This is a genomic window from Streptomyces sp. TLI_053 (genome assembly GCF_900105395.1).
Lineage (GTDB): Bacteria > Actinomycetota > Actinomycetes > Streptomycetales > Streptomycetaceae > Kitasatospora.
Genome location: NZ_LT629775.1, coordinates 5,020,971 through 5,036,855, shown reverse-complemented (window position 1 = coordinate 5,036,855; position 15,885 = coordinate 5,020,971). Strand labels below are relative to the sequence as shown.

Here is a 15,885-nt window from a genome sequence, read left to right as displayed (position 1 = left end):
GCCGACGGGGTGGCCGAGGGGAGTCCTGCCCGGTCGGGGGCGGTGGGACACCCCGGGGGCGGGGTGATCGGCCGGAAACCGGTGCGGCCGGGGCCGAAACGTGCCGCAAAGATCGCTCCGGGACCCGGCCGCCCGCCCCGGTGACCGCCCGCCCGTGCGTGGGCGAAGATGGGTCGGTGACCACACCGCGCACCGCTCCCCCGATCCGGCTGATCGCCTCCGACCTGGACGGCACCCTGCTCTGCTCCGGCGGCACCGTCACCGGGCGCACCGCCGCCGCCCTGGCCGCCGCCGAGGCGGCCGGGATCCAGGTGGTGTTCGTGACCGGCCGTCCGCCGCGCTGGATGCAGCAGGTGAGCGCGCACATCGGCGGCCACGGGGTGGCGATCTGTTCGAACGGCGGCGCCGTGGTGGACGTGCACCGCGGCGAGCTGCTGGAGTCGTTCCCGCTGGGGGAGGCGGAGGCGCTCGCCGTGGTCGGGCGGTTGCGGGCCAAGCTGCCGGGCATCGCGTTCGCCTTCGAGTACCCGGCCGGGTTCGCCCGCGAGCCCGGCTACGAGGTCCGGATGTGGGGGCAGGACGAGAACCACCCGGTCGGTCCGGCGGAGCGGCTGCTCGGCGCCGGCGGGCCGGTGCGCGGGCTGTTCAAGCTGCTCGCCAAGCATCCGGACCTGGACCCGGACAAGCTGCTCGGCGAGGCCAGGGAGGCGGCGGGGGATCTCGCCGAGATCACCCGCTCGGCACCGATCCCGCTGCTGGAGATCAGCGCGCCCGGCGTCACCAAGGCCAGCACGCTGGCCCGTTGGTGCGCCGGGCGGGGGATCGACCGGAACGAGGTGGTGGCCTTCGGCGACATGCCGAACGACCTGGAGATGCTGGCCTGGGCGGGTACCGCGTACGCCGTGGCCAACGCCCACCCGCAGGTGCTGGCGGCGGTGGCGCTGCACACGGTGAGCAACGAGCAGGACGGCGTCGCCGCGGTGCTGGAGGAGATCCTCCGGCACCGCGGCGAGTAGGCGAGCAGTCGGGCAGTCGGGCAGGTCGGGGGCGGCCCGGTCCGGCTACCCGAAGCGGCCGTTGACGTAGTCCGAGGTCCGCTGGTCGCGCGGGTGGTGGAAGACCTGCTCGGTCGGCCCGTGCTCGACGATCCGCCCCGGGGTGTCGTGGGTGGCCAGGAAGAACGCGCAGCTCTGCGAGACGCGCTGGGCCTGCTGCATGTTGTGGGTGACGATCACGATGGTGAGCTGCCCGCGCAGCTCCGCGATGGTCTCCTCGACCCGGCGGGTGGAGGTCGGGTCGAGCGCCGAGCACGGCTCGTCCATCAGCAGGATGTCCGGCGAGACGGCCAGCGACCGCGCGATGCACAGCCGCTGCTGCTGGCCGCCGGAGAGCGAGCCGCCCGGGGCCTCCAGCCGGGTGGCCACCTCGTCCCAGAGGCCGGCCTGGCGCAGGCTGGTCTCCACCAGGTGCTCGCGCTCGTCCTTGCCGACCTTGATGCCGGCGAGCTTGAGCCCGCTGGCGACGTTGTCCTTGATGGACATCGCCGGGAACGGGTTGGGCCGCTGGAACACCATGCCGATCCGGCGGCGCACCTCGGCCGGGCGGCGGCCGGGGCGGTAGACGTCGTCGCCGTCCAGCAGCACCTCGCCGGAGAGCGCGGCGCCGCGGACCATCTCGTGCATCCGGTTGAGGATCCGCAGGTAGGTGGACTTGCCGCAGCCGGACGGCCCGATCAGCGCCGTCACCTCGCCGGCCGGCATGGCGAGCGAGACCCGCTCCAGCACCTTGCGGGCGCCGAACCAGGCGGAGACGTCGCGGGTCTCCAGCCCGGCCAGCCGGGGCTCCTCGGTGTAGCCCTGGTAGTGCGCGTCCTGCGGGTAGAGCAGCTGCCCGTCGGGTCCGGCGTGGCCGCCGTCGACGCCGGCCGGGACGGCGGGCAGGGTGATCGTGGTCTCGGCCGGGTCGCCCGGCCCGTGGCCGGTCGGTACGTGGGTCATCGGTGCATCCGTCATCGGTACGGTCCTCCGGGCGCGCGTCAGTAGAGATTGGGCAGCAGGGCGGCGGCGTTCTCGTAGACCGCCCAGAGCAGCGCGCCGACGACCGGTGCGAGGCTCAGGTAGGCGGCCGAGCGGTGCCAGTACCGGGCCAGCACGACGACGGCGACCACCGCGCCGAGCAGTCCCAGCGTCCACAGCTGCAGCGCGGCCAGCGCGCCCTTGTCGGCGGCGAGCGCCTTGTCGTACGGCACGGTGGCGGGACGCCCGCCCGGGTTGACCACCGGGTCGCCGTCCAGCCGCGCCCCGATCATCACCGTCGACTCCGGGATCCAGTCGGAGTCGCTGGTCACCAGCACCAGCCGGTTGCGGACCGGGTCCACGATCGGGTGGTCCTCGTCGCCGTACACATTGACGGTGTAGGTGAACTTGCCCTGGCCGGTGGTGGCCTCGATCCGGTCCCCGACCCGCAGCTTGTTCAGCTCGCCGAACGGCGCCCCGAAGGTGGCCCCCCGGCCGAACAGCACCGCCACCCCGGTCTGGCCGGGCAGCGCGGTGTCCCGGCGGTGGCCCGGGCCGCGCATGAGGTCCCGGCCGGTGGTGCCCTCCACCACGACCACCTGGTGCAGCCCGATCGCCGGGATGTCCAGCAGCGCGACGGGGGAGCCGTCGGCGGCCTTGCCGGTCGGGGCGACCGCCCGGGCGAGCTGGTCCCGGAAGGACTTGTACGCGGTGGACTGGAAGTGCTTCTGCTGGACGTGCGACAGGGTGAACAAGTAGCCGACGAAGCCCATGGTGATGGCCGCGAGCAGGCTCACCGCCCAGGCCGCCTGCAGGAACCTGACCCGCTTGGCCGTCCGGCCGGAGCCGTCGGACCCGGCCGGAGCGGTCCGCGGCGCCGGGCCGGCGGGCGGGGCCGCGCCCGCCGGGGCGGGCGCGGCCGGCGCCGGACCGGCGGGCTTCTCCAGCGCGGGCGCCGTCATGACCGGCCGCCCGTCTGCGAGCGGCGGCGCAGCAGCCGGCGGCCGAGCAGCGGCGGGACGACGACGACGGCGAGCAGTTCGAGCGCGGTGAGCGTGCTCAGGGTCCAGTCCTCCGGGCGGCCCGCGACCTCGACCACGTCCGCGGTGACCTCGGTGGTGGTGCCGCTGCCGCGGCCGCGTGCGACCACCTGGCCGGTCTGCGGGTCGACGACCTGCTCGGCGGCCTGGTCGTCGGTCCCGTCGACCGCCGCGTTCGGGTCGTCGGCGGCCGGGGCGTTGGGGTCGGCCGCGGCGCCACCGGTGCCGGCGTCACCGCCGGTGCCGCCCGTGCTGCCGGCGCCGCCGGTGGTGGCCGCGCCGCCGGTGGTGCCGGTGCCGGTGGCGCCGGGGGTCTTGGTGGTGGTGGCCTTGCCGGTGCCCCCGGCGCCGCTCGTCGTGGCCGCGCCGCCGGTCGCGCCGCCGGTGGAGCCGGAGCCTCCGGTCGCCGCACCGCCCGCCGCTCCGGCTCCGCCGGTGGCGGCACCGCCCGAGCCGGAACCGCCCGCTGCCGCGCCACCGGTGGTGCCGGAGCCGCCCGAGGTGGTTCCGCCCGTCACCGGCTTGCCGTTCTCGACCTTGCAGTCCAGCGGGGCGCCCTTGGCATCGCAGGGGCTGGGCTGCGGGGCGTTCTTCAGAACGGTGAGCTCTTCACCGGTGAAGGTCGGGTTGGGGCAGTTGGCGAGCGTGTTGGGGTCGACCGTGCTGGCGTTGCCCGGGACGTGCTGGGTCTGCAGGATGCCGCCGCGGACCAGGTTGCGGGGGATCGGCGAGTACCCGAGTTCGTCGGCCTTGCCCTGGCCGGCGCAGAGCACGTACGAGATGAAGCGGCTGAGCGCACTGCCCTTGTCGTCGTTGAAGCGCGGCGGCGGCGGGAGCGCGGCGTCCTTGCGCGGGACGATCAGGTAGCTGTAGCTGGAGACCGGGTAGGACCGCGGGTCGTTGTTGACGTAGACGCCGTCGAGGTTCTGCTGCAGGAAGTTCGGGTCGCTCGGCGAGGTGTTGTCGTCGACGCCGCGGATCTTGGCGGCGGTCAGGGCGACGGCGACGTTGGAGGCGGTGGGCAGGGTGAAGAAGCCACCCGGGTTCAGCACCTTGACGACGGGCCAGTTGCTGCCCTTGGCGAAGGCGTACTCGTCGTAGCCGATGGTGCCCTCGCCCGCGGAGCCCATGATGTAGTTGGCGACGACGTCGGAGCCGTTCAGCGCCTTCGTCTGGGCCGTCTTCGGGAAGAACTCCGTGTAGTCGCCGCAGGGGACGTTGTTGATGCTCCGGCAGTAGTCCTCCCACTCGGCCTGGAAGGTGTGCTGCATCCACCGGGTGAACTGGGCGGTGGCGCCCGAACCGTCCGATCGGACGATCGGGATCATCGGGATCGAGGGCAGCGCCTTGCCGTAGTCGGCGGTGATCCTCGGGTCGTTCCAGTTGGTGATCTTACGGGTGAAGATCTCGACGATGGTCTTGGGCGAGAGCCGCAGGTCGCGGACCTGCTTGCCGGCGACGGTCAGGTTGTACATGAACGCGGTGCCGCCCGCGGTGATCGGGACGTACGAGTACCCGTACACCGGGTTCTCGATATTGCCCGAACCGTTCTCGTGGCCACCCGCGCCGACGCCGCTGTCCGGCTGGGTCCGGAAGGGCACGTCCGAGGCGGTGAAGTCGTTCTGGCCGAGCGCCCACTGGTTGCGACCGGCGGCGGAGCCCGACGGACTGAAGTTGATCTTGATGCCCATCGGATTGACGTCGTTGCGCCACTGGTCGATGGCCGGACCGGCCCAGCTCGACCCGTCGGCGTTCAGCGTGGTGGCCGCGAACGCCGGGACGGCCTGCCCCAGCAGCAGTGCAGCCGCGGTCAGGCACAGGGTGAGCAGCATGGCGGCGGTACGTGCCACGGGTCGGCGAACAGCCTCCCACGACATGGGAACTCCTATGGTTCGGTGGGTGGTTGTTACGGACATCAGCTCGCTCCTGCCACGGTGGTTCCGGAGGTCCGGTGCGCTCCGGCAACAGCGGGTCCGGCGGCCGCGACCGTCCGGCGCTCGTGGGCGGACCGCTCGGCGGCCCGGGCGCCCCGCTCGATCCGGCGGCGCTGGCGACGAGTCAGCTGGCCGGGACGGCGGCCGCCGAGCACGCGCGCGGTGACGAAGAGGATCAGCACCATGAGCATCAGGGCGAGGGCCGCCGCGAAGGCCCGCGCGACCATGTCGGGGTACGGCTGCTTGACGTAGTTCCAGATGTAGAGCGGCAGCGACACCTGGCGGTCGCTGAACGGGTTGGCGTTGAGCTGGGTGGTGAAACCCGCGGTCAGCAGCACCGGCGAGGTCTCGCCGACACCGCGCGCCATGCCGAGCACCACCGCGGTCACCAGACCGGGCCGGGCGGTCGGCAGCACGACGTTCCACACCGTGCGCCACTGGCTGGCGCCGAGGGCGAAGGAGGCTTCCCGCAGCGTGCCCGGCACCAGCCGGATCACCACCTCGGCGGCGCGGGTGACGATCGGCATCATCATCACCGTCAGGGCCAGCGAGGCGGCGAAGCCGCTCTTCTCGAAACCCAGGGTGATGATCACGACGCCGAGGATGAAGAGGCCGGCCACGATGGACGGCAGCGCCGTCATCGCCTCCACCAGGGTCCGCACCGGGCGGGCCATCCGGCCCCCGACCTCGGACATGAAGACCGCCGCCGAGATGCCGAGCGGCACCGCGAACAGGGTGGCCAGGCCCAGCTGTTCGAGCGAGCCGAGGATCGCGTGCACCGCGCCGCCCGAGGTGATCGGCGAGAGCGCGGAGGTCGTCTCCATCGACTCGGTGAAGAAGTTGAGGTGCTGGGCCGCCTCGTAGCCGCGCATCGCGACATAGCCGATCTGGTCGGCGATCAGCGCCACCACCGCGAGGCCCGCGCTCCAGGCGATCACCGCCACCAGTCGTTCGCGCACCAGCAGCGGCCCCCACTGGAGCCGGCCGAGGAGGCCGTAGCCGACGAGGAACAGCAGGTACCAGCAGAGCAGGAAGCCGAACGCACCGCTGAACGGCATGACGCGCTCGTAGAGGATCCAGTCCAGCGCCAGTGATCCGGTCACGGCGCCGAGGACGGTCAGCACGTCCTCACGGGTCACCCCGCCGATCCTGATCCGGCGCTCGGCCGGCGGCGCGGCCTTCGGCGGGGCCGGGGCCGGGGCGGTTTCGGCCGGCAGATCGAGTGTGGTCATCGGGTCGTCCCTTCACGACGGGGCGGCAACGGGCGGGGGCGGGGGATACGTTTCACGGTCAGTCCGCCGTGGCCGCGCCGGAACGGGACCGGTTGATCACGAACCCGGCCGCCATGTTGACCAGCAGGGTGAGCCCGAACAGCACCAGACCGGCCGCCATCAGCGCCGAGAGCGAGAGTGGGTCCGACTCGCCGAAGCGCAGGGCGATCAGCGCGGAGATCGAGTTGGCGCCGCTCTCCAGGACGTGGCTGATCCGCTCGAAGTTGGGCGAGATGATCAGCGCCACGGCGATGGTCTCGCCCATCGCGCGCCCGAAGCCGAGCATCACGGCTCCGATCACACCGCCACGACCGAACGGCAGCACCACGGTCCGCACCATGCCCCAGCGGGTCGAGCCGAGCGCGTAGGCGCCCTCCCGCTCGCCCTGCGGCGCCTGGGAGAACACCTCACGGCTGAGCGAGGTGACGATCGGGATGATCATCAGCGAGACGACGACACCGGCGATGAAGGTCGACGAGGTGTAGGAGCTGGCGATGTCACCGGTGCGCACCTTGAGGAAGGGGATCGTGCCGCCCAGGTGGTCGGACATCCAGCGGACGAAGCCGATGATCCGCGGCTGGAGGAAGAACAGGCCCCAGAGGCCGTAGACGATGCTGGGGATCGCGGCCATCAGGTCGACCAGCGAGATCAGGGTCGCCCGGAGCCGGACCGGCACGTACTCGGAGATGAACACGGCCGAGGTCAGCGCCACCGGGACCGCGATCAGCAGGGCGATGACGGCGATCAGCAGGCCGTTCGGCAGCACCGCGGCGATACCGAAGTTGTGCGCCTGGGTCAGCCACTTCTGCTCGGTGAAGAAGGAGAAGCCGACCGCGCGGAGCGCGTCGGCGCCGCGCAGGAGGAGGAAGAAGGCGATCAGGCCCATGATCGCGAAGACTGAGAGCCCGGCCGCCCGAAGGAAACCGCGGAACACCCGGTCACCGGGCGTGGACGGGGCCGTGATGATGCGGGGTGTGTCGTGGTCCGGCTGGCCTGGAGTCTCGGCGAACGGTGTCGCGGGCTCGGCGGCGGCTGTCATGGTCTGCTCTCCGGCGCGCTCGGTACGGGACAGGTGCGGGGGGACTGTCGGGGACGGGGAAGGCACTCGGCGGGGCCGGGACAGCGGCCCCGCCGAGTCGGAACGTGCGCCGTCAGACGCGGCGGCCCGGACGCAGGCGCGCCCAGACCCCGGACGCCCCGGTGGCGATCCTCGCGCCGGCCGGCGTACCGGCCAGGACGAGCGCCAGCGGGCCTCCCACCAGCAGGACCGCGCCGGCGATCAGCGCGATCGGCAGCAGCAGCCGGGCGCCGCCGGAGCGGTCGGCGGCCGGCGTTCCGGCGGCGACCGGAGCGGCGGCGAGCGGACCGGTGGCTGCCGGAGCGGCGGCCGGGGTCGACTTGGCCGGAGCCGGGGTCGACTTGGCGGGCGCCGCGGCCGCGGGTGCGGTTGCCGCGGGAACCGCGGCGGTGCCGGAGCCCGAACCGGTACCGGCCGCACCGGTCGTGCCCGAGCCGGTGGACGTCCTGCTGCCGGTGGAACCCGAGGTACCGGTGGAGCCCGTCGAACCCGAGGTACCGGTCGAGCCGGTGGAACCCGTCGAACCCGAGGTACCGGTCGAACCTGTGGACCCCGTCGAGCCGCCGGTGGTCCCGCCGTCGCTGCCGCCGGTGGTCCCGCCCGTGGTCCCGCCGGTGCTCCCACCGTCGCTGCCGCCGGTGGTCCCGCCCGTGGTCCCGCCCGTGGTCCCGCCTTCGGTCCCGCCGGTGGTCCCGCCGTCGGTACCACCGGTGGTTCCGCCGTCAGTACCACCGGTGGTCCCGCCGTCGGTCCCGGGGCCGCCGGTCTGGCCGCCGTTCTCGCCCCCGGGCTCGGTCGGCTTCGGGCCCGGCTGGTTGCCGGGGTAGGTGCCGTCCTGCGCCGCGACGTGCGCCGTGGCGGACCGGGCCTGTGCCTGCTGGTCGCCCGTCAGGGCGAGGAAGCCGGCGGTCAGGAAACCGGGCTCGTTCCCGTACCGCTGGCCCTCGGCCGGGTCGGTCACCCGGCGCAGGAAGTCCGAGGCCGCCTTCGCCTTCGCGGCGGAGAGGCCGCCGGTCGGCATCATCGCGTACTGCACGACCGACAGCGGGTACGCCTGCGCCGAACCCGCGAACGCGGTTCCGGCCACGCCGTACGGCAGCGTCTGGGTGCCGGTGGCGGGGTCGACGGGCATGGTCGCGACGGCGGCCCCGAGCGAGTCCTGGGTCGGCTTCACGAACTGCCCGGCCGGGTTGCGGAGCGCCGCCTCCGGCATCCCGTAGGCCTTGGCCTGGCCGCTGTCCATGATCGCGAACAGCCCGCGGCGGCCGGGGTCGACCGCCACGCAGTTGGGGTGCTTGCCGTCCACGTCGACGAACGGGGACTGGCAGGTCGGCTTGGCCATCAGGAGGTTGCGCGCGACCTGGGCCAGACCGCCGTTGAGCGGGTTGATCTCGTACATCTTCCAGTCGTCGGGGCCGGAGTAGTCCCGCACCCTGATGGCGTCCACCGGGTAGCCGGCGAAGTCCGGCTGCCGGTAGAAGGTGTTGATGTGCATGCCGTTCGGGTCCGGCTCGCCCCGCATGAAGGCCGCGGCCTCCGGGTCCGCTGCGATCCACGAGGTCAGCTGGTAGATCAGGTCGGTGGTGCCGCCGAGCACGATCGGCGCCGAGTCGGCCGGCCAGGCCTGCTCGGTGCACTTGGGCCAGCGCTGGCCCATCGCCGGGTCCAGCTGGTTGAGGTCGAGGAAGTCCTTGTCCTCGAAGATGCAGACCGGGTTGTTCGCGACCGAGTCGATCGTGACGCCCTTGGCCATCACATAGGACTGGGTCAGCATCTTCGCCAGCAGTCGCGGGGTCAGGTTCAGCGTCTTGATCTGGCCGGAGTTCGCCGCGTCGTCGACCACGTAGGCGACCGAGATCGCCGTGGTCGCGAGTGGCGCGTAGACGTACGGCCGGTTCGCCGGCTCGCTCTCCGGGAGCGCGGTCAGGGCGACGTCCGGCCCCGACTGCTTCCGGAAGTTCGCCCGGGTCTGCGGCTCGCCCAGGTTCCCGATGTAGTCCACCCCGAGCGGGTTCGAGCCCTGGCACAGGCCGGCGCGCCACTGCTGCATCGCGCGGTTGGCCATCGCCAGGCCGCCGACCAGCAGGTCCTGCGCCACGACGGGACAGTCGTCCGCAGTCGGCGCGAAGGAGAGCGGGATGACGATCCGGTTCGCCCAGGCACAGCTCTCGCCCGGGTTCCAGGTGTCGTTCTCCGCGCCGCCCATGGCGTAGATCGACTCCGAGGCCATCGCGTAGTACTCACTCTCGACCGGGTTGTCGAGCGTGTGGTTCGTGCAGTCGATCTTCTGGTTGTCGGTGGTGAAACCGAGCGCGTCACCCCCGTAGTTGGCCTCGACGACCAGCGAGCACGGGTGGGTGGCGTTGCAGCCGAGGGACGGGCTCTCCTGGGAGGTCCACACCTCGATGTCCGCCTCACCGCGGCCGTCGGGGCCGGTGACCCGGACCGCGCCGTTGAAGGGGAAGTCCGGTGTGGTGGTGCCCGGCGGGGGCGCCGGCTGGAGGAAGCCCTTGGTCGGGTCCTGGTTGTACTTGGTGCTGCCGTAGCAGTCGTGCACGGTCGGGTCGGTACCCCGACACTGGTAGACGCGGACCGGGTAGAGCTCCTGGCCGGTGGGGCTGTTCAGCTTGACGAACTTCACCGGGTTGCCCATCGGGTCCACGGTCGGGGTGAAACCCTCCCAGGAGACGTGGACGACCTCATTGGTCAGGCTGCTGGTGGAGGAAACGGTGATCTTGCCCTTGGGACCGTGATCCTTGGTGGCTGGGCGCCAGATCTCCGGCCCGTCCACGGTCGTCGCGCTGGCCGCGGCCGCCTGCGGAACCGTTCCCGCACCCAGCGGCAGGATCGCCGAGACTCCTACGACCGCCCAGGCCGTCCCCAGTGCCAGCAGTCCCCTCCTCCACCTCCCCAGGGCTCTCGAACCCGGTGGACGGACTCTCATGACGTGCACCTCCAGGACCGCGCTTCGCGCGTAGACGGGGAACCGGCCGGACCCCGGCGCGAGTTGGCCAGATGCCGCCGATGGTCAGTCACCATTCGGCCAGCCGTACATGGACGCCGTGGATCGCCAGGGTGTACGAGGCCACAACTCGCCTGCGAACAACCCTGTTTGATCACTCCGCCGACCGTTCCCCGGAGCGCGGAACAGCGGGGCCCGGACCTCCGGACCCCGCCGCCGTTACCTGGTGCGTGTCAGCTGCCGGCCTTGAAGGTGAGGTTCAGCGAACCCACCGACTGACCCGCGGTGAAGAAGGTGGTGTTCAGCTTCGTGTCGAGGTACTTCGCACCCTCCTCGTCCACCTGGAGGTCGCTGGCAGTCAGCGTGCTGGCGGCGGCGTTGCCGGCGACCGTGGTGTCGCCTGCCGGGTCGAGCAGCGCGACCGAGGTGGTGCCGCCCTGCGGCACACCGGTGATCTGCCAGTTGCCCACGTTGAAGGACAGGTTCTTGAAGACGGCGGTCTTGCCGGTGCGCAGGTTGATGAAGAGCAGCCCGCCGCCCAGCTGGACGTCGCCGTAGTAGCTGGGGAGGTTGGCGGCACCGCCGGTCACCGGGAACGCGGCGGACAGGCCGGTGGCGCTGTCGTAGGAGCCCGTGGCCGTCGGGAGGGCAAAGACCATGACGCCCGCCGAGAGGGAGTTGATCAGGAAGGTGTTGCTCTCGTTCACCACGGCACTGCCGGTGGCCGGGGTGGCGGCGGTGGCCGAGGTGGCCGCGCCAGTGGTGGCGAGCACAACAGCCGTGGCAACGGCGGCGAGACGGGCGCTGGTGCGGGACATACTGCTCTCCTAAGTGTGCAACATGGAACGGTCCGGCCGTGAAGGCCGTGAGTTGGCGCTTCGTGCGGTGGCGCGTTCGTACGGTGCTGTGGCCGTACGGTGGTGCGTTCGTGCGGTGGTGCCGCCGGCCCCGCCCGGGTGCGATCCGGCCGGCCCGGCGTGGCCCGGCGGCCAGGGGCGGAAACCCCTGGCCGCCGGAGGTACAGGGGTGCGATCAGGAGTGGATGGTGCTGCCGCAGGCGCCGGCCGGCAGGGCGCGGAAGCCGTAGCTCTTGATGTCGGCGGCGGCGGTGGCGTTCTTGCAGATCCACCCGTTGGTGCCGAAGATCGCGCGCAGCGCGGTGCCCTGGGTGTCGGTGGCGGTCCAGGCCGTCGCGCGGACCACGTTGTAGACAACGCGGCCGAACGAGGTGTCGGCGAAGGCCTTCGCCAGGCCGTTGGTGGCGTCGATCGGGGAGATGCCGTCGATCGAACGGATGGTCAGGTTGCCCGCAGCGTCAGAGCCGCTGCTGTGGCCGTTGTAGACCTGGCCGATGTAGTGGGCAGCGGAGTAGGGAACGATCGCGTTCGGGTCGTTCAGGACCGGGTCGGTACCCTGGTTCTCCTGGACGAGCGGGTTGACCAGGACGCAGGCGCCACCGTTGGCCAGGCCGAGGGTCCCCAGGAAGAAGGAGCGGGTGCCGGAGCCGACCTGCGGGAGGAAGGGCTTGATGGTGCCGCCCGCGCCCGTGTAGCCCGGGATCTGGTTCCAGTTGGTGTAGGTGCAGTTGTAGATGTTGATCAGGTCGGCCTTGGACAGGTTGGTCGGAGCGTTGCTGCCCGTGGTGGTGGTGGCGACCGAGACCGCGTCCTTGGCGAACGCGACGAACAGGTCGGAGGGCTGGTCGGTGGCCTGCGGGGCGCGGGAGGAGCGGGCGAAGTTCACCGTGGCGTCGGTGCTGTTCTCCAGCGCCTTGATGCCGGCGCTCGAACCGTTCGGGCGGGCGAACGCCGGGCTGGTCTGGGCGCCGGTCTTGGTGACGATCGGCGAGGTGCCCGTCGCGTCCCAGCTGTACAGACGCGGGAGGGTGCTGCTGGCGCCCAGGAACGCGTTGTAGTCGGTCGAGAACTGGTTCAGGACGGCCTGGGTGGTGTCCGAGCCGACACCCACGATGTCCTGCGCGACCGGCAGGGTGGGCAGGGTCGACGGGTCGGCGACGGCGGTGCCGGCGGCGACGGTGGCGACCGAGGTGGCGATGGCGGCGGCGGCGAGCAGCTTGGCAGCGGTCTTGCGCATGTTCCTCTTCCTCCGGTGGGAGAGCAGTACATCGCTGTGCCCGGGTACTGGTGGTCAGTGACCGGGGCCGGTGGCCACGTCCGCGGTGGCCGCTCCGGCAGTGCCGATCCTGTCGGTCGGCCCGGTTCCGTCGGAAGGGCCGAGCCCGGCCGCCGGCGATTGTCGATTTCTCGGTTCGGAGAGGTTTAGCGACAGGTCAGCGCGGCCGCGGAGGGTGGGAAAGTCGCAGGTGGGAGGCCGGTGACGTTCTTCTCCAGGTGGCGACTCGGGGGGTTGCCGGATACCTGGGCTTCACCGGAAGAGGGGGAAGCCGGCCCCTGTGCGGGGCCAGCACGAACAGCCGCCCGAAGGCGGCTGCGGAACTGCGGACGGGCCGTCAGAACGGCCAGGTGTCCTCCCGGCCGGGGCGCCGCGACTCCTGGCCCAGGCGCTGGAGCCCGGACAGGAATCCGGTCACGCCGGCCTGGCACTGGTCGCGCCGGAGGTAGCCCCGGGCGCTGCGGGCCACCGGCCCGGCCGCCTCGGCGGCACCCGGACGGGTGGTGCGGACCGGCAGGTAGGCCGTCCAGACCCAGAGCCGGGCCTCGGACTGGCCGACGGTGCACCGCAGTGCCGTCCGCTCGATGATCAACTCACGGACGGCGTCGGTGAGTTCCTGCTCGTTGCGATAGGTGCGCACGCCCACGCCGAGCTGTCTGCCGTTCGCCGCTCGCAGCGCCCAGGACAGCGAACGGTCGCCGACCGGGACGGAGAGCAGGCGCGGCCCGCGTCGCTCAGTGGACATCGGACGTTCTCAACGACGGCCCCCGCTCCATCGGTTCGGGACGTTCGAGGGCCGGCTGTTTCGCCAGCAGCACCACGAAGCGCCGGAAGGCGTTCTGACAGGTCGCGTACCGCTCGTAGGCACGGCTCGACCGCACCTCCGGGAGGTTGCGGGTGCCCGGGACCACCCAGACCCACCCGATGCCGTCCCGGACGTGCGTGATCCGGGCGGTGAGCCCGTCCGCGACGACCCGTAAGCCGTCGAAGCCGCGCTCCGCCTCCGCAGCCGTCTCGTACCCGGCCGCGGTCACCGCGACAACGCGCCCGTTCGGCGCCTTCAGTTGCCAGCGGTACCGTCCGTCCGGCGCCCGTTCGGCCCGGAATCCCCCTCGACCTGCCCCTGCTGCGGTGTGACCGCGGCCAGACGCGTCCACTGCTCCCCCACGGTCCGGTTTCTCTCCGAGACGGGAGTAAAGCTATGTGTGCACACGAGAGCGCCGGAAGGCCACGAAATGCACAACTTTCTCCGTTGGCCGGGAAGTTCTCTCTCGTTAAACTTTCACCGACTGCACACCTTCCGCGCGCCAAGCACTCCCGCCGGCGCTGCGCGTCGTTCACCAACCGTTCGAGAATGTCCCGAGTCGCCCCGACCATTCCGACGCCCGGCCGGCCCCGCCGACGGTGCGTCGCCCGGCCGCCCGACGGACACTCAGAGACGCGCCGTCCAGCGCACCCTGGTACCCCGGCCGTACGGCCCCGGCTCGTGCCAGGCGTCCCCGCCCAGCGCCTCGGCCCGCCGGGTCAGATTGCGCAGGCCGCTGCGCCGCCCGCCCTCCGGGATGCCGACCCCGTCGTCGGTGACGGTCAGCAGGACCCCGGGGCGCCCGCCCCGGTCGAGCGACTCCGGGTCGCCGCCGACGGGCCGGCCGTCGTCGTCCAGGTGCACGGTCGAGTCGACCTCGACGCCGACCCGGGAGGCCCGGGCGTGCCGGGCCGCGTTGGAGAGCATCTCCCGCAGCGCCGCGAGCAGTTGACGACCGGTCTTCTCGCCGACCAGGCTCTCCACCGGGCCGACGAAGGAGACCGAGGGCTTGAAGCCGAGCGCCGCAGCAGTCTGGCTGCACTCGCGCAGCACCCGGGTCCGCAGGGTGTCCGGCGCGTCGCCGTGGTCGTCGTGCTGGAGCGCGTAGATGGTGGTGCGGACCTCCTGGATGGTGGCGTCCAGTTCGTCGACGGCCTCGCCGATGCGGACCTTCACCTCGGGGACGATGGCCCGCCGGGCGGCGCCCTCCAGCATCATCCCGGTGGCGAACAGCCGCTGGATGACCAGGTCGTGCAGGTCGCGGGCGATCCGGTCGCGGTCCTGGAAGACCGCGAGCCGCTGCTGGTCGCGCTGGCCCTCGGCGAGCCGCAGTGCGAGCGCGGCCTGCGAGGCGAAGGTCTCGGCCAGCTGCTTCTCCCCGTCGGTGAACGGCATCGCGCCCCGCGGACGCCAGACGCACAGCCCGCCGAGCACCCGGCGGGCGGCGACCATCGGCACGGCCAGCGACGGGCCGAAGCTGCGGGCGAGCCGGATCACCACGGTCGGGTCGGTGGACATGTCGTCCAGGTGGACGCTCTCGCCGTCGAGCAGCCGGGCGGCGAAGCTGTCCGGCGGCAGCAGTTCGCCGCGCACGAACTCGGCCGCCTCCCCGGAGGCGTGCGCGACCCGCATCCGCACGGTGCCGGCGTCCTCGTCGGCCACCGGCAGCAGGATCATGCCCAGCGCGGCGTCCGCCAGCTCCCTGACCTGCTCGGCGGCGACGGTGAGGGCGATCTCCGCCTCGTCCCTGGAGAGCAGCGCCGTGGTGACGGCGGCCGCCCCGGCGATCCACCGCTCCCGGCGCCGGCCCTCCTCGTAGAGGCGGGAGTTCTCGATCGCGACCCCGGCCGCGGCGGCCAGCGCGTGCACCACCTGCTCGTCCTCGGGGGTGAAGGCGCCGCCGCCCTTCTTCTCGGTCAGGTAGAGATTGCCGAACACCTCGTCGCGGATCCTGATCGGCTCGCCGAGGAAGGTCCTCATCTCCGGGTGGTGCGGGGGGAAGCCGTACGAGCGGGGATCGGCGCCGAGCTCGCCGAGCCGCAGCGGCTCGGGGCGGTCGATCAGCGCCCCGAGGATGCCCCGGCCGACCGGCAGCTCGCCGATCCGGGCCGCCACCGCGTCGTCCACTCCGACATGGATGAAGTCGGAGAGCCCGTGCCCGTTGGGGGCGATCACCCCGAGGGCGGCGTAGCGGGCGTCGACGAGCTCGGCGGCGCCGGTGGCGATCCGGTGCAGGGTGGCGTGCAGGTCCAGACCCGCGCCGACCGAGACGACCGCCTCCAGCAGCCGCTGCATCCGGTCGGTGACGGCGGCGGCGGACTGCAGCCGTTCGGCCACCTCGGTGACCAGGGTGTCCAGGCCCAGCGAGGCGATCTCGGGGACGCGGTGGGGCACCTGGTCCGCCTCCGGGTCGCCGGGGGCGGAGGGCACCCCGGCCGACCCACCGGCCGCCACCGGCCCGGCCGCCACCGGCCCGGCGGCCTCGCCGGACGCGGCGGCCTCGCCGGACGCGGCGGACGCGGCGGACGGGGTGGGCGAGTCGGTCCCGGCGGGCTCGGGCAGCTCTGGCGTGGGGTCCATGACGATGAGCGTAGTTTGTACGGTTTTCGTCAGAAGTAGCGACGCGACGGACGAGGGCCGGCGACTC

The 15,885-nt window shown here is 72.4% G+C and carries 12 protein-coding genes; 1 reads left to right on the top strand and 11 read right to left on the bottom strand.

Annotation, left to right across the window (positions count from 1 at the left end; translation table 11 throughout):
• The first annotated feature begins 176 nt into the window (after positions 1-176).
• Positions 177-1,016 (top strand): HAD family hydrolase, encoded by an 840-nt coding sequence (locus BLU95_RS20320; RefSeq protein ID WP_231977698.1) that lies wholly within the window; start codon positions 177-179, stop codon positions 1,014-1,016.
• Between the two features lie 45 nt (positions 1,017-1,061).
• Here the strand turns inward: BLU95_RS20320 and BLU95_RS20315 are convergent, their stop codons facing one another.
• The 11 genes from BLU95_RS20315 to BLU95_RS20265 all read right to left on the bottom strand — a co-directional run bounded on the left by BLU95_RS20315 (position 1,062) and on the right by BLU95_RS20265 (position 15,818).
• On the bottom strand, positions 1,062-2,012 hold the full coding sequence (locus BLU95_RS20315) for a phosphate ABC transporter ATP-binding protein (RefSeq protein WP_231977697.1): 951 nt from the start codon (positions 2,010-2,012) through the stop codon (positions 1,062-1,064).
• A gap of 23 nt (positions 2,013-2,035) precedes the next feature.
• The gene (locus BLU95_RS20310) at positions 2,036-2,977 is read right to left on the bottom strand and encodes a class E sortase (RefSeq protein ID WP_093861280.1); all 942 of its coding nucleotides are present in this window, start codon (positions 2,975-2,977) and stop codon (positions 2,036-2,038) included.
• Complete coding sequence (locus BLU95_RS20305) at positions 2,974-4,905, bottom strand: substrate-binding domain-containing protein (protein WP_231977696.1); 1,932 nt, start codon at positions 4,903-4,905, stop codon at positions 2,974-2,976. Before BLU95_RS20305 ends, BLU95_RS20310 begins: the two co-directional genes overlap by 4 nt.
• A gap of 65 nt (positions 4,906-4,970) precedes the next feature.
• Complete coding sequence (gene pstA, locus BLU95_RS20300; RefSeq protein WP_093861279.1) at positions 4,971-6,221, bottom strand: phosphate ABC transporter permease PstA; 1,251 nt, start codon at positions 6,219-6,221, stop codon at positions 4,971-4,973.
• A gap of 58 nt (positions 6,222-6,279) precedes the next feature.
• Positions 6,280-7,299 carry a phosphate ABC transporter permease subunit PstC gene (gene pstC / locus BLU95_RS20295; protein ID WP_093861278.1) on the bottom strand — a complete coding sequence of 340 codons (1,020 nt, stop codon included), beginning with the start codon at positions 7,297-7,299 and terminating at the stop codon, positions 6,280-6,282.
• 112 nt (positions 7,300-7,411) lie between these two features.
• Entirely contained in the window at positions 7,412-10,282 is a 2,871-nt protein-coding gene (locus tag BLU95_RS43340; RefSeq protein ID WP_197698606.1) for a hypothetical protein, read from the bottom strand.
• 251 nt (positions 10,283-10,533) lie between these two features.
• The gene (locus BLU95_RS20285; protein WP_093861277.1) at positions 10,534-11,118 is read right to left on the bottom strand and encodes a hypothetical protein; all 585 of its coding nucleotides are present in this window, start codon (positions 11,116-11,118) and stop codon (positions 10,534-10,536) included.
• A 214-nt stretch (positions 11,119-11,332) separates the two neighbouring features.
• Positions 11,333-12,394 carry a substrate-binding domain-containing protein gene (locus BLU95_RS20280; RefSeq protein ID WP_093861276.1) on the bottom strand — a complete coding sequence of 354 codons (1,062 nt, stop codon included), beginning with the start codon at positions 12,392-12,394 and terminating at the stop codon, positions 11,333-11,335.
• A 376-nt stretch (positions 12,395-12,770) separates the two neighbouring features.
• Entirely contained in the window at positions 12,771-13,178 is a 408-nt protein-coding gene (locus BLU95_RS20275) for a hypothetical protein (RefSeq protein WP_093861275.1), read from the bottom strand.
• Positions 13,168-13,590, bottom strand: coding sequence for a DUF1508 domain-containing protein (locus BLU95_RS20270; protein WP_093861274.1), 423 nt, complete (start codon positions 13,588-13,590; stop codon positions 13,168-13,170). Before BLU95_RS20270 ends, BLU95_RS20275 begins: the two co-directional genes overlap by 11 nt.
• Positions 13,591-13,865: 275 nt before the next feature.
• Positions 13,866-15,818, bottom strand: coding sequence for a sensor histidine kinase (locus BLU95_RS20265; RefSeq protein WP_231977695.1), 1,953 nt, complete (start codon positions 15,816-15,818; stop codon positions 13,866-13,868).
• Between the last annotated feature and the right edge of the window lie 67 nt (positions 15,819-15,885).

Coding starts and splice junctions, on each gene's coding strand:
- BLU95_RS20265 (WP_231977695.1), bottom strand. CDS start 15,818: ATGGACCCCACGCCAGAGCTGCCCGAGCCCGCCGGGACCGACTCGCCC.
- BLU95_RS43340 (WP_197698606.1), bottom strand. CDS start 10,282: ATGAGAGTCCGTCCACCGGGTTCGAGAGCCCTGGGGAGGTGGAGGAGG.
- BLU95_RS20315 (WP_231977697.1), bottom strand. CDS start 2,012: ATGACGGATGCACCGATGACCCACGTACCGACCGGCCACGGGCCGGGC.
- BLU95_RS20280 (WP_093861276.1), bottom strand. CDS start 12,394: ATGCGCAAGACCGCTGCCAAGCTGCTCGCCGCCGCCGCCATCGCCACC.
- BLU95_RS20310 (WP_093861280.1), bottom strand. CDS start 2,977: ATGACGGCGCCCGCGCTGGAGAAGCCCGCCGGTCCGGCGCCGGCCGCG.
- pstC (WP_093861278.1), bottom strand. CDS start 7,299: ATGACAGCCGCCGCCGAGCCCGCGACACCGTTCGCCGAGACTCCAGGC.
- pstA (WP_093861279.1), bottom strand. CDS start 6,221: ATGACCACACTCGATCTGCCGGCCGAAACCGCCCCGGCCCCGGCCCCG.
- BLU95_RS20275 (WP_093861275.1), bottom strand. CDS start 13,178: ATGTCCACTGAGCGACGCGGGCCGCGCCTGCTCTCCGTCCCGGTCGGC.
- BLU95_RS20285 (WP_093861277.1), bottom strand. CDS start 11,118: ATGTCCCGCACCAGCGCCCGTCTCGCCGCCGTTGCCACGGCTGTTGTG.